Source organism: Mitsuokella sp. AF33-22 (assembly GCF_003475755.1).
Lineage (GTDB): Bacteria > Bacillota > Negativicutes > Selenomonadales > Selenomonadaceae > Mitsuokella.
Genome location: NZ_QRQA01000001.1, coordinates 166,526 through 180,283, shown reverse-complemented (window position 1 = coordinate 180,283; position 13,758 = coordinate 166,526). Strand labels below are relative to the sequence as shown.

At 57.1% G+C, this 13,758-nt stretch carries 10 protein-coding genes; 1 reads left to right on the top strand and 9 read right to left on the bottom strand.

Translation table 11 applies throughout. The features are described from left to right. Positions 1–73: 73 nt before the first annotated feature. From DWZ54_RS00960 to DWZ54_RS00925, 8 genes are all read right to left on the bottom strand, one after another. Positions 74–349, bottom strand: coding sequence for an HU family DNA-binding protein (locus DWZ54_RS00960; RefSeq protein WP_118015567.1), 276 nt, complete (start codon positions 347–349; stop codon positions 74–76). Between the two features lie 156 nt (positions 350–505). Beyond that, a complete protein-coding gene (locus tag DWZ54_RS00955) occupies positions 506–1,183 on the bottom strand; it encodes an SAM-dependent methyltransferase (RefSeq protein ID WP_118474117.1) in 678 nt (225 codons plus the stop codon). Continuing rightward, entirely contained in the window at positions 1,171–4,524 is a 3,354-nt protein-coding gene (gene mfd / locus DWZ54_RS00950) for a transcription-repair coupling factor (protein ID WP_118474116.1), read from the bottom strand. The genes DWZ54_RS00955 and mfd overlap by 13 nt, the downstream gene beginning before the upstream one ends. A 55-nt stretch (positions 4,525–4,579) precedes the next feature. Further along, positions 4,580–6,181 (bottom strand): CTP synthase, encoded by a 1,602-nt coding sequence (locus DWZ54_RS00945; RefSeq protein ID WP_118015564.1) that lies wholly within the window; start codon positions 6,179–6,181, stop codon positions 4,580–4,582. Between the two features lie 69 nt (positions 6,182–6,250). Next, positions 6,251–6,586 carry a DNA-directed RNA polymerase subunit delta gene (rpoE, locus tag DWZ54_RS00940; protein ID WP_118474115.1) on the bottom strand — a complete coding sequence of 112 codons (336 nt, stop codon included), beginning with the start codon at positions 6,584–6,586 and terminating at the stop codon, positions 6,251–6,253. Between the two features lie 48 nt (positions 6,587–6,634). Next, positions 6,635–8,290, bottom strand: a complete 1,656-nt coding sequence (gene argS, locus DWZ54_RS00935) for an arginine--tRNA ligase (protein ID WP_118474114.1) — start codon at positions 8,288–8,290, stop codon at positions 6,635–6,637. Positions 8,291–8,391: 101 nt separating this feature from the next. Further along, positions 8,392–8,844 (bottom strand): DUF1934 domain-containing protein, encoded by a 453-nt coding sequence (locus tag DWZ54_RS00930; RefSeq protein WP_118015561.1) that lies wholly within the window; start codon positions 8,842–8,844, stop codon positions 8,392–8,394. Between the two features lie 126 nt (positions 8,845–8,970). After that, the gene (locus DWZ54_RS00925; RefSeq protein ID WP_199497539.1) at positions 8,971–10,350 is read right to left on the bottom strand and encodes an NAD(P)/FAD-dependent oxidoreductase; all 1,380 of its coding nucleotides are present in this window, start codon (positions 10,348–10,350) and stop codon (positions 8,971–8,973) included. A gap of 331 nt (positions 10,351–10,681) precedes the next feature. Between DWZ54_RS00925 and putP the strand changes: the two genes are divergently transcribed. After that, positions 10,682–12,160, top strand: a complete 1,479-nt coding sequence (gene putP, locus DWZ54_RS00920; protein WP_370245700.1) for a sodium/proline symporter PutP — start codon at positions 10,682–10,684, stop codon at positions 12,158–12,160. 301 nt (positions 12,161–12,461) lie between these two features. Here putP and DWZ54_RS00915 read toward each other — a convergent pair whose 3' ends face one another. Then, the gene (locus DWZ54_RS00915) at positions 12,462–13,745 is read right to left on the bottom strand and encodes an ArsB/NhaD family transporter (RefSeq protein WP_118474112.1); all 1,284 of its coding nucleotides are present in this window, start codon (positions 13,743–13,745) and stop codon (positions 12,462–12,464) included. Positions 13,746–13,758: the final 13 nt, after the last annotated feature.

The window sequence follows — 13,758 nt, the reverse complement described above, 5'->3', positions numbered from 1 at the left end:
CCCAAAATACCGGCAGGTATAACAAGAAGCCGGGCTCCCGAAGGAACCCGGCTTCTCCATGAATCAAGCAAACTTATGCATTGACCGCATCTTTCAGAGCCTTACCAGCCTTGAATACCGGATTCTTGGAAGCCGGAATCTGGATCGTCTCGTTCGTGCGCGGGTTGCGGCCCGTACGAGCAGCACGCTCCTTGACTTCAAACGTGCCGAAGCCAATCATCTGTACTTTATCGCCTTCAACCAGTGCCTGCTGTACACTCTCGAACAGTGCGTTTACAGCCTTCTCAGCATCTTTCTTCGTCAGACCTGCTTTTTCTGCAACGCTAGCTACCAATTCAGTCTTATTCACAATCGTAGCCTCCTTAAAAGTTGTTTTGCTTACGATGGCAGGTATTCGCGACACAGGGCGCTTATTCCTGCCTGCTTATCAAAATTTAACAGAAAACCCTTGAAAAATCAAGGGTTTTCGGAAAAATAACCACTGGAATCGTCTGGATTCCGCCTCTTATTCCTGAGGTGCCGGCACAAAGAGACTGGTCAGGTGATCGACATCGTGCTGCCGGTCAAGCTCATAGAGCGGGATCCTGCGGATGGATTCATCGGGCAGAGCCAGGTTGTGGATGTACGTCACCTCGTACTCATCCGGATAGAGCTCCATGAGCATAAGCTTGGTGTCCGAGGCGATGATGGGATCGTAAATCTGCGTGATGACCAGCGATTGCGCCGGGCACCCCGTGAGCGTGCCGACATCCTCCGCATCGAGGATCGTGAGTCCGTCGATCGGGTCAATGCCGAGACGCGTGTAGAGGACCTCCACAAAGCTCATGCCCGGCAGGATCTCGACCTCCACATCGGAGCCTGCCGCCAGCTCGCGCAGCAGGACGACCGTGCGCTCTGCCACAAGCGGGCTGCCGGGCACCGCATAGACGAGATTCCCCATCTTGCGGGCACGCTGCATCAGGTCGCCGGCAATCGTTCGATAGAGCGTTTCAAAATCCGGTGCTTCCTGGTAAAAATCATCATACGTCGCAAAGGACAGTCCCTCTTTCTCAAGCGCTGCCACCGTGGGGTGAATGCGCGTGCGCAGGATGAGATGCTGCGCCTCCTTCATGAGCTGCCAGGATTCCATGGTAATGAGTCCGGGGCGGCCCGGGCCGAGCCCGACAACCGTTATTTTTGGCATGCTTGTGCTTCCTTTCTCTTCTGTGTCTTGGCCTGCATCGTCTTCATGGCCATTTCATCGCCGGCGGCCATCATCAGGACACGCGTGACGAAATTCGTGATGTTCTTCCGGTTGTGCTCGTCGACCGTGAAGCGAATACCGTTCTTATCCGGCAGGCTGCGCATGCGCCGGCCGAAGAACTTCGAGAGTTCCAGCATCGCTTTGGCCGGCAGCTTCCTGCCCGGCAGGAAGCAAATATCAAGGGCCTGCGGCAATTGCACAATGGAGCGTACAGAGAGGTCGCGTGCATAATTCTTGATGCGTGCGACCTCGAGGAGGTGCATGACGGGTTTGGTCGGTTCCCCGAAACGGTCGATGAGTTCATCGAGCAGAGCGCGCAGCTCCTCGTTGTGGCGGATGGCAGCAATGCGCTGGTAAATCTCAATCTTGTGCATCGCATCACTGATAAAATCACCGTCGATATAGGCTTCCGTCTGCAGATCGATCAAAGGCTCAGGCGGCGCTTCTTCCACCTTCCTGCCATGACGCAGATTCTCAACGGCTTCCTCGAGCAGCTTGCAGTACATCTCAAAGCCGACGCTGGCAATATGGCCGTGCTGCTGGGAACCGAGCAGATTGCCGGCGCCGCGGATCTCCAGGTCGCGCATGGCGATCTTGAACCCCGCCCCTAGCTCGGCAAACTCCTTCATGGCCTGCAGGCGCTTTTCCGCCGTCTCGGTCAGGATCTTGTCCGCCTGATAGACGAAATACGCAAAAGCCATGTGATGCGAACGCCCGACGCGCCCGCGCATCTGATAGAGCTGCGAGAGACCGAAACGATCGGCATTGTAAACGATGATCGTATTGGCATTCGCGACATCGAGACCGTTCTCGACGATGCTCGTTGCCAGCAGGATATCATAATCGCCTTCATAGAAGTCCATCATGACGTGCTCGAGCATTTCTTCCGGCATCTGTCCATGGGCCGTCTGAATGCGCGCTTCCGGCACGAGAGCCTGCAAATGGTCGCGCATGCGGTCAATCGTGTCGACGCGGTTGTAGATGAAATAGATCTGGCCGCCGCGGCGCAGCTCACGCTTGATGGCATTGGCGATGACCGTATCATCATTTTCCACCACATACGTCTGCACGGGGAAGCGCTCTGCCGGCGGAGTCTCGATGATGCTCATGTCACGCGCTCCAACGAGAGACATGTGGAGCGTGCGCGGGATTGGCGTCGCGGAAAGAGTCAGCACGTCAATTCCCGCGGCCAGGCTGCGGATCTTGTCCTTCTGCCGTACGCCAAATCGCTGCTCTTCATCGACGATCAGCAGGCCGAGATCCTTCCACTGTATCTTTTTCTGGTTGAGAATGGCATGCGTGCCGATGAGGATATCCACCTGCCCGAGACGCACCTTCTCCATCGTCTCTTTCTGCTGCTTCGGCGTGCGGAAGCGGCAGATGACATCGACGACCGGTGCAAAGCCTGAAAAGCGCGTCGTGAACGTCTGATAATGCTGCTGCGCGAGGACCGTAGTCGGCACGAGCACGGCCACCTGCTTGCCGTTCATCGCGGCCTTGTAAGCTGCACGGATCGCAACTTCCGTCTTGCCAAAGCCCACATCGCCGCAGAGCAGGCGGTCCATCGGCCGCGGCTTCTCCATGTCGGCCTTGATCTCCGCAATGGCGCGCAGTTGATCCTCCGTCTCCTGATAGGGGAACGTCTCCTCGAACTCCCGCTGGCTGCTGTCGTCCGGGCCAAAGGCAAAACCCTTCGCATCCTTGCGCTTGGCATAGATCTCGATGAGCTTCTGCGCGATGTCCTCAACGGACTTCCTGGCCTTGGCCTTGGCCTTGACCCATTCCGTGCCGCCCATGCGGTGCAGGCGCGGCACTTCCCCCTCCGCACCAATGTACTTCTGCAGCAGGCCGACCTGGTCGGTCGGGACGAAGAGTTTGTCATCGCCGCCATACTTGATGTGCAGATAGTCCTTGTGGATGCCGCCGACTTCCAGCGTCTCGACGCCCAGGTACTTGCCGATGCCGTGATTCTCATGGACGACGTAATCGCCGGGCTTGATATCCCGGAAATGCGTGATCCGTTCGCCGGCATTCTGCGGCCGCCGGACCGTGCGGCGCTTATGGCGTCCGAAGATATCCTTCTCAGTCACGACGACGAGACGGGCCGAAACGAGCTCAAAGCCCGTGAGCAGCGAACCCAGGCGAATGTTCAGGGCATCGTCGCGCAAGGGATCTTCGAGCCTGCCGATGAGAGATGGCAGGCGCCTGTGTGCGAAGAACTCCCGCAGACTGTTGGCTTTCTCCTTGTCGCCGACCAGAAGCAGCACGCGTTGCTTCTGGGAAAGCCAGCGATTGGCTTCATTCTCGAGGAGATCCATCTGGCGCTGGAACGGCGTCATCGTCGTCACGGTGATGCCCAGCGTCTCCTGCGGCTCTGCGCCCGGAATCTGCTGCAGCATCAGGGAGGAATAGACGAGACGGTTGCCGCGCGCTGCGGAGAGGAGATCTTCCCAGGCAAAGATCTTGCCCTGTATCTCCGGATTCTCCTTGACCATAGTCCGAATTTCATCGCGGATGCGCGCCGGCTCGTCGAAAATGACCGTACCCTTCCCCTCCAGATAGTTGAGGAAGAGCTCCGGACGGCCGACGGCATCCGTCTGTGCCAGCGGCATGATGGTGACATCGGCGATGTTGCGCACGGAGCGCTTCGTGTCGAGGTCGAACTCCCGCATTGAGTCGATCTCGTCATCAAAGAACTCGATGCGCACGGGCGCCTGCCCGTTGATGGCAAAAACGTCGACGATGCCGCCGCGCACGGAGAACTGCCCGATGCTCTCGACCTCCTCGACATGCTCATAGCCGAGTTGCACGAGGCGTTCCATGAGCGCTTCGCGCGGCAGGACCTCGCCCATCTTGAGCGTGAGGGAGAGCCGCTGGAATTCGTTGCGGCTCATCTCCTTCTGTACGGCAGCGGCTGCGCGCGCGAGCACGATGACCGGTTCACCGCGCACGAGCCTGCCGAGTACCTCCATGCGGCGGGCAGCGCGCTCCTGGCTCCTGGCCTCTGCCTTGACCTCCATCGTATCGAGCTCGGGCAGCTCGACAACGGACACGCCGGGCAGCAGCAGTGAAAGGTCCTCCCGCCAGTCAGAAAGCACCGCGGCGCTGTGCACCAGGATGACCGTCATCTGCGGCCGGTTCGCATAACAGGCCGCAAAGGCCGTGTGTTTCTGAGAGCCGCCCAGGCCGTATACCAGAACCTCCGACGGGCCTCCTCCTATGTAATCGCGCAAGTTCTGCAGGACACGGTCCTGCATCATGGCGGCGAATAATGCGTTCATGCTTACACCTCACGACAAAAAGACCCGGAAAACCGGGTCTGTCTCGTTTTGTAAATTATTTCTCCAAAGCCGCCTTGACAAAATCACGGAACAGCGGATGCGGGTTGTTCGGGCGGGATTTGAGTTCCGGGTGAGCCTGCGTGGCCACGAACCACGGATGATCCTTGACCTCGATCATCTCGACGAGACTGTCATCCGGCAGAGTGCCCGCAATGACGAGGCCCTTCTCCGTCAGGGCGCCGCGGTATTCGTTGTTGAATTCAAAGCGATGGCGATGGCGTTCCTGGATGAGGTTCGTGCCATAAGCTTCCTTCGCATGCGTGCCGTTCGTTATCTTGCACGGATACGAGCCCAGGCGCATCGTACCGCCCTTCTTGACGATTCCCTGCTGGGACTCCATCAGTGAAATGACCGGATGCGTCGTCTCCGGATTGAACTCCGTCGAATGCGCATCTTCCATGCCGCAGACGTGACGGGCAAACTCGATGACGGCGCACTGCATGCCGAGGCAGAGGCCGAGGAACGGAATCTTGTGCTCGCGCGCATACTCGATGGCCTTGATCTTGCCTTCAACACCGCGGTCGCCGAAACCGCCCGGCACGAGGATGCCCTTGCAGCCCACGAAAACCTCATCGAGGTCCGTTTCCGGGTCCTCAATGTTCTCGGCATTGACCCAGTGGATCTTGACTGCGGCATCATTGGCGATGGCACCGTGGTGCAGGGCCTCCGTCACCGAGATGTAGGCATCGGGCAGCTCGACATACTTGCCGACAACGGCAATCTTGACGCGTTTCTGCGGATGATTGATCTTATAGACCATCTTCTCCCATTCGCTCATGTCAGCAGGACCGTAATCCATATTGAGCTTCTTCAGGGCAAACCGGTCAAGGCCTTCCTTCTGCATCATCAGCGGCACTTCATAGATGGTCGAAGCCGTGCGGTTCTCGATGACCGCTTCCGGCTGGACATCGCAGAACATCGCAATCTTATCCTTCATCTCCTTGGAGATCGTCTTCTCCGTGCGGCAGACGAGGATATCCGGCTGGATACCGATGGCACGCAGTTCCTTGACGCTGTGCTGCGTCGGTTTCGTCTTGAGTTCGCCGGCAGCCGAGATGTACGGCAGGAGCGTCACATGGATGTAGAGCGTATCGTTCGGGCCGACTTCCTTCTTGACCTGACGGATGGCCTCGAGGAACGGCTGGCTCTCGATATCGCCGACCGTGCCGCCGATTTCCGTGATGACGACGTCCGCGCCATCAGCCTTGGCAACATCGTATACCTTCTGCTTGATCTCATTCGTGATGTGCGGGATGACCTGCACCGTGGAGCCGAGATACTCGCCCTTGCGCTCCTTGTTGAGCACGGACCAGTAAACCTTGCCCGTCGTGATGTTGGAGTTCTTCGTCAGGTTGATGTCGATGAAACGCTCGTAATGGCCGAGGTCCAGATCCGTTTCCGCGCCATCGTCCGTGACAAATACCTCACCATGCTGATACGGGCTCATCGTGCCCGGATCGATGTTGATGTACGGATCGAACTTCTGGATCGTGACCTTGATCCCCCGGCTCTTGAGTAGTCGGCCGAGAGAGGCGGCTGTGATGCCTTTTCCCAGGGAAGAAACGACGCCACCGGTAACGAAAATATACTTTGCCATGGAACTGCCTCCTGTTTCACTCTTTAACACATGCTGACTATTCTAACCCCTTTCCCGAGGGGTGTCAACTCACTCCTGGATGCTCTCGAGCTTCTTTTTGCGGTTGCTGCTGGCACGTGCTGCAGCCTTGCTGGAACCGGAGCTCGTCGAGCGGCTGGCATGGGAGCGCTTGACCTCGGGCGGATTCCACTCCGTGAGGCCCCACTGACCCTCGCCTTCATAATGGAAACGGCTGTCCATATTGATGAGCGTATAAACCTCTGAGATTGCAGCCGAAAGCGACTGGACCGGCTTGCACTTCTTCTCGATGACCTCGAGCACGAGATCCTTGTAATACATCGTCTTTCCTGCCTGCGTCAGGATGTAGTAGGCGACATCGACTTCTGAGCTATTGATGAAATCCATTCTGATGGTTCTCCCTTCTTGATTGGCATGCCTGCAGCTGCCTGCAAATTACATGTGTTCCGGTGCCGATACGCCGAGGATGCCGAGGCTGTGGCGGATGACATGGGCCGTAACCGTCACGAGGGCCAGGCGGGCCTCTGCCAGATCATGGTCGACGCCCATGATGCGGCACTTGTTGTAGAAGCTGTGAAAGAGTGCGGCAAGATCGTAGCTGTAGCGGGCAATGCGCTGTGGCGCGTAATCGGCTGCGGCCTTTTCGATTTCTTCCGGATAGCTCTCGATTTTCTTGATGAGGTCAATCTCACTCTCATCCGTCAGCAGGAAAAGCTTCGGCGCCTTGCCGAGCACCAGCTTCGTCTCCTCCGCCTGACGGAAGATGCTGCAGATGCGCGCATGCGCATACTGGATGTAGTAGACCGGATTGTCATTCGACTTCTTCTTGGCGAGATCGAGATCAAAATCGAGCTGGCTGTCGAGCGAGCGCATCAGGAAGAAGTAGCGGGCTGCATCGGTACCGACTTCTTCCATGAGCTCGTTGAGCGTGACGCTCTGGCCCGTGCGCTTGCTCATCTTGACGAGTTCGCCGCCGCGGTAGAGGCTGACCATCTGCAGCAACAGGACCGTGAGCTTCTCAGGATCATGGCCAAGCGCCTGCATGGCGGCCTTGACGCGGCAGACATAGCCGTGATGGTCAGCGCCCCAGATATTGATGAGGCGGTCAAACCCGCGTTCATACTTGTTGTGATGGTAGGCGATATCGGCGGCGAGATACGTCGGCACGCCATTGTCGCGGATGACGACGCGGTCCTTGTCGTCGCCGTAAGCCGTGGACTTCAGCCAGAGCGCGCCGTCCTTCTCATAGATGTCGCCCTTTTCCTGAAGGATTTCCACGACCTTGCGCACGGCATCGGGATGCAGCGTGCGCTCGCTGAACCAGTTGTCGAACGTCACGTGGAATTTCTCCAGATCTTCCTTGAGAATGGCCAGTTTTTCATGATACGCGAGATCCTTGAAGATGGCCAGACGCTCTTCCTCGCTCAGCGAAAGGTACTTGTCGCCGTCGCGGTCGAGGATGCGCTGAGCCGTATCAATGATGTCCTGTCCATGGTAACCGTCCTCGGGGAATTCGACATCCTGTCCGAGGAGTTCCAGGTAGCGGGCATTGACGGAGCGGGCCAGATTGTTCATCTGGTTGCCCGCATCGTTGATGTAATACTCGCTCTCCACCGGATAGCCGGCAGCGCGCAGCAAATTGACGAGCGCCGAGCCGGCTGCCGCACCGCGGCCATGGCCAACGTGCAGCAGGCCCGTCGGATTGGCACTGACATACTCGACCTGGATCTTCGGAGCATCCTTCTTCGGGAGATTGCCGAACGACTCTCCGGCGTCGAGGATGGACTGGAAATTATCGTAGAGCACATTGCCCTTGAGGTAGAAATTCAGGAAACCAGGGCCGGCGATCTGTGTATGATCCAGCCAGTCCCCCGTGATGCGCCCTGCTATCTCCTCAGCAATCTGGCGCGGGTTCTTGTGGAACACGCGTGCCGACTGCATGGCAAAGTTGGTGGCGAAATCGCCGAACTCCTTCTGCGGCGGCACCTCCAGCACGACCTGCGGCAGCTCGCCTGCCGGGAATACGCCCTCGGCCACAGCGGCCTTTGCGGCCTCTTCAATGGCCTTTGTCAGTATCTCTTTGATCTCCAAGAAATTTTCCTCCTATCCGACGTTTGCCAGATTTCGTACCATCGATCCCAGTAACTGGCAAGCTGGAATCGAATCCATTCTATCTATCCTAAATATTTCCTTTATTTATCCTGTTTGTTCCTGTCTTCTTCAACCTCGATGTGCAGCCGGTTGCTGCTCTGAAAGGCACCATTGACAAAAAGGTCATAGCGGATATCCACGATTCCCTCGGCTTCCCCGTCCTCATAGTGAACGGACAGTTCCTCGGTGCGCACGGCCAGGTCGATATTCCCATACGGGGTGCGGTACGTGCTGCGTTTCTCCGTGCCGCGCTCGAAACGCTGCTCCTGTTCCACGCTGCCGTGCCGCAGAAGCGTCATGGCTTCCTGCCCGATCTTCAAGACAGTCGGTGTTTTGGTACCCTGCTGCAGGTCTTCATCATCGTAAAGCACATAATGCTTGTCCCGATGAAAATAATGACGTCCCTTCGCCACGGTCAGGATTTCATCTTCCCTGCCCTCCGCATCGCGAAAGGAGCCCTTGACCCGCACTACGACCGGATTCTGCTCACTCATCCAGCTGCCTCCTTGAAATTACACTGTATATTATTATATCTCAACGGACGGGCCTTGCCAACAAAAATTTTAGGGAAAGAAGCGCGGGCAAAAGCCCGTCTCCCTTCCCTTTTCCTACGGATATTTTCACGCCATGCGGCTGAGGATCCTGCGCGCCACGTAGACACCGCTGGCCGCTGCCTGCGAAAGGCCGCGCGTCACGCCGGCGCCGTCACCGATGGCAAAGACGTTCTTGAGCTTCGTCTCAAGTTCCTTCGAGAGGACGACGCGGGAGCTGTAGAACTTGACCTCGACGCCGTAGAGCAGCGTATCGTCATTCGTCATGCCCGGTGCGACGTAATTGAGCGCCTGAATCATCTCGATGATGTTGTCGAGATGACGCTTCGGCAGAACAAGCGAGAGATCGCCCGGCGTCGCTGCGAGCGTCGGTTTCGTGAAGCTCTTGCTCATGCGGTGCGCATTCGTGCGGCGCCCCTTGATGAGATCGCCGTAACGCTGCACAATGATGCCGCCGCCGAGCATGTTCGAGAACGACGCGATGCGCTTGCCATACTGATGCGGCGCCTTGAATGGTTCTGTAAAGTGATTCGAGACGAGCAGCGCAAAGTTCGTGTTGTGGCTCTGCAGCTTCGGGTCGCTGTACGAGTGGCCGTTGACCGTCACGATGCCGTCGGTGTTCTCCATGACGACGTGACCATGCGGGTTCATGCAGAATGTGCGCACGAAATCACCATATTGCTTCGTGCGATACAAAAGCTTGGCCTCGTAGACCTGGCTCGTGATATCGTTCCAGACCTCATCGGGCACTTCGACGCGGACGCCGACATCGACGCGGTTGTTCTCCTGCTCGACGCCAAGGCGGTCGCATTCATCCGAAAACCATTCCGAACCGGCACGGCCAGGTGCGACGACGAGATACGCAGCTGCAATCGTCTCGCCGTTCTCGAGTTCCAGGCGGTTATCCCCCTGCCCGTCCGATTCGATATGTGCGACCGGGCATTCAAAGCGGAACTCCACCTTGTCCTTGAGATATTCATACGTGCGTTCCAGCATGCGGAGGTTGTTCTCCGTGCCAAGATGGCGCACACTGGCGCTCAGGAGGTGCAGATCATGCTGCAGCGCCAGACGGCCGATGTCCGAGCCCTTCGTCGAATAGACCTGTGCGGGCGCACCATGCTTCATGTTGATCTTGTCGACATACTCGATGAGATCCATAACTTCATCGTCCGGCAGATACTCGTTGAGCCAGCCGCCGAACTTCGTCGTGAAGTTGTATTTGCCATCGGAGAACGCACCGGCGCCGCCGAAGCCGCGCATGATGCTGCACGGCTTGCAGCCGATGCAGCTCTTGACCTTGCCTGCCGAAATCGGGCAGACGCGGTGATAGATATCCTTGCCGCTCTCAAGCACCAGCACGCGCAGATCCGGCTTCTTCTCCACAAGCTCATAGGCCGTCATCACACCGGCCGGACCGCCGCCCACCACTGCCACATCATACCGTTCCATAGGAAATCCTCCATTCATCATTCTCAACCTTATTGAAATCGCAATAATCAGAAAAGGAGTCCCATTCCTTTATCTGCCGCGCCCGAAGCAGCGCACAGCAAAAGAGCGCAGACTCCTTTGGCCCCATTCAAAGCCATCTCCTGCGTTCAAACCTTATGTATTATAAGGGAATGAGCTTACAAATGCAAGTCTTTTTTAGAAAAATTTTATATATTTTGTTCACTATGCCATATTTTTATGCATACCATATAAATAAGTATTGCATTCTCCCTCTTTTCTCCCCTATAATTGAACTATTCATGTAAACATGATAACAAAAGGAGGATTCACCTTGACACATGATCTTGCAATCATCAATACCTTTATATTGTACATTGGTTTCATGATGGCGATTGGCGTCTACTACTACCGGCGCACGCGCAATATGAGCGATTACTTCCTCGGCAACCGTAAACTCGGTGCCTGGGTCACCTCGCTCTCGGCCGAAGCATCGGATATGAGCGGCTGGATGCTCATGGGCGTACCGGGCTTCGCGTATCTTTCCGGCCTCAACGCCGGCTGGATTGCCGTCGGCATCGCCATCGGCACCTGGGCCAACTGGCATTTCGTCGCAGCGCGCCTGCGCAAATACACGGAACTTGCCAACAATTCCCTGACCCTGCCGGAATTCCTGCAGAACCGCTATCATGACAAATCGGGCCTGCTGCGTATCATCCCCGCCATCTTCATCCTGATTTTCTTCGTCATCTACACGTCCTCAGGCTTTGTCTCGGCCGGCCGCCTCTTCGAGACGGTCTTCGGCATCCCTTACGAATACGCCATCTTCATCGGTGCCGGCTCCGTCGTCTTCTATACGCTCGTCGGCGGCTTTCTGGCTGTCTCGCGCACTGACTTCATTCAGGGCGTCATGATGTTCTTCGCCATCCTCGTCGTGCCGATCTGCGGCGCCATGCAGTGCGGCGGTTTTGAAGCCACCATCAGTGCCATCCAGAATGTGCAGGTCTCCATGCTCGAGCCTCTGACCAAGGCCGACGGCTCCACGCTCGGATTCATCGAGCTCATCTCCCTTCTGGCCTGGGGTATCGGCTACTTCGGTCAGCCGCACATCCTCGTGCGCTTCATGGCCATCCGCACGTCCAAAGAAGTCAAACAGGCGACGCATATCGCCATGACCTGGGTCATCCTGTCCCTGGCAGCGGCCGTCGCCGTCGGCATGGTCGGCCGCGTCTACCTCACGACGCCGCTTGAGGGCCCGGCCTCGGAAACGGTCTTCCTCGTCATGACGAATGAACTCTTCCCGCCGATTGCAACGGGCCTCATCCTCTCGGCTGTCCTCGCAGCCATCATGAGCACGGCCTCCTCGCAGCTGCTCGTCGCGGCTTCGGCCTTCGCGCAGGACTTCTATCGCACCTGGCTGCGCAAGGATGCCGAACAGACGGAGCTCGTCTGGATTTCCCGCGCCAGCGTCCTCGTCATCGCGAGCCTCGCCATCTTCCTCGGACTCAATCCGAACAACTTCATTCTCGACATGGTTTCCTACGCCTGGGCCGGCTTCGGCGCCGCCTTCGGCCCGGCTCTGCTCATGAGCCTCTTCTGGAAGCGCACAACGCGCAACGGCGTGCTCGCCGGCATCGTCGTCGGCGGCCTCACGGTCCTCATCTGGAAGCAGTTCGCCTTCTTCGGACTCTACGAGATCGTACCGGGCTTCCTGTTCTCCGCAGCTGCCATCTGGATTGTCAGCCGCTGTGGCGAAGAACCCGACCGAGCCATCCTCGAGACTTTCGAGAAAGTCAATCACAGCAACATCTAAAACAACTCTCCAGGCTGCCGCCTCAAAAACGGCAGCTTTTTTATTGCAAAAAAAATGCTTCCAACCATCCTGCACTACCATCACCTTGTATTTTCGCAAGGAACAGCCGGCAGGCCGGGCTGGGCAAAAGCGGAGCGTTGTCGCGCTGCGTGAAAAATCGATTTAGCAGCCCGACTTCGTGAAGCGTTGCCCGGCCTGGCCCTGCCCTCTGTTTCTTTTAAGAAGGATACCTATCATGGCATAACAAAAGCCGCTGCCCAAGTGACAGCGGCTTTTGACCTATATTCACATGTATGATGGCTCAAAGATAACGCAGCCAGACGTACACATTCGAGATCAGGATTGTCAGAATCATGACGGGGAATGCGATTTTCATGAAACCCAGGAACGAAATCTGCTTGCCGCGCTGGGCAGCCATCGAAGCCACCACCACGTTGGCGCTTGCACCAATCAGCGTACCATTGCCGCCGAGGCAGGCACCGAGCGACAGCGACCACCAAATCGGGTCGAGATTCGTGATGCCCATCTGGCCCATATCCTGGATTAGCGGGATCAGCGTCGCGACAAACGGGATGTTATCGATGAACGCCGAAGCAAAGGCACTCATCCAGAGCACGAGCATGGCCGTCGCATTGACGCTGCCGCTCGTCAGCTGCATGGCCTCTGCGGCCAGCATCTTGATGACGCCCGTCTCGACCAAAGCGCCGACCAGGACGAAAAGGCCGGCGAAGAAGAAGATGGCCAGCCATTCCACTTTGGAAAGCACCTTGGCGATCATGCTCTCATTGCGCGTATACGTGAGGAGCAGCAGCAGGCCCGCACCTGAGAGTGCTGCCGTAGCCGTCTGCAGACCCAGCTTGTCGTGGCAGACGAACAGGCTGATCGTAATGAAGATGACAAAGAGGCATTTCTTCAGGAGCTGTGGATTGGCAATCTGGCTCTTGGCATTGAGGCGCATGACGCGCTCCTGCAGATCCGGCTGCGTGCACAGCTTGCGTCCGTAAATAGCGATGAGCACCAGCTCCACCACGAAGAAAATCAGGATGCAGATGCCCGTCAGGTTATTGACGAAATCCATGAAGTTCAGGCCGACGGCGCTGCCGATCATGATGTTCGGCGGGTCACCAATAAGCGTGGCCGTGCCGCCGATATTGGACGACAGGATCTGCGAGATCAGATACGGCTTGACATCGACCTTGAGCTGTGACGTGATGCTGAAGGTGATTGGCACGGTCAGAAGCACCGTCGTAACATTGTCTAGCAGGGCCGAGCAGACCATCGTCAGAGCGGAAAGGGCAATGAGCAGGGCGATTGGCCGTGCCTTGACCTTTTTTGCCGACCAGATGGCCAGGAAATTGAAGAGTCCCGTCTCACTCGTGATGTTTACGATGATCATCATGCCCATGAGCAGGCCCAGTGTATTGAAATCAATATGGCGTATGGCCGTATCCTGATCGATGATGCCGCAAAGGATCATCAGCATGGCACCGCAAATCCCCACAATCGTGCGGTGCACCTTTTCCGAGATGATTAGTGCATAGGCAATCACGAAAATCGTGATTGCCAGAGTGGTTGAACTAACCAATGGATTCCACTTC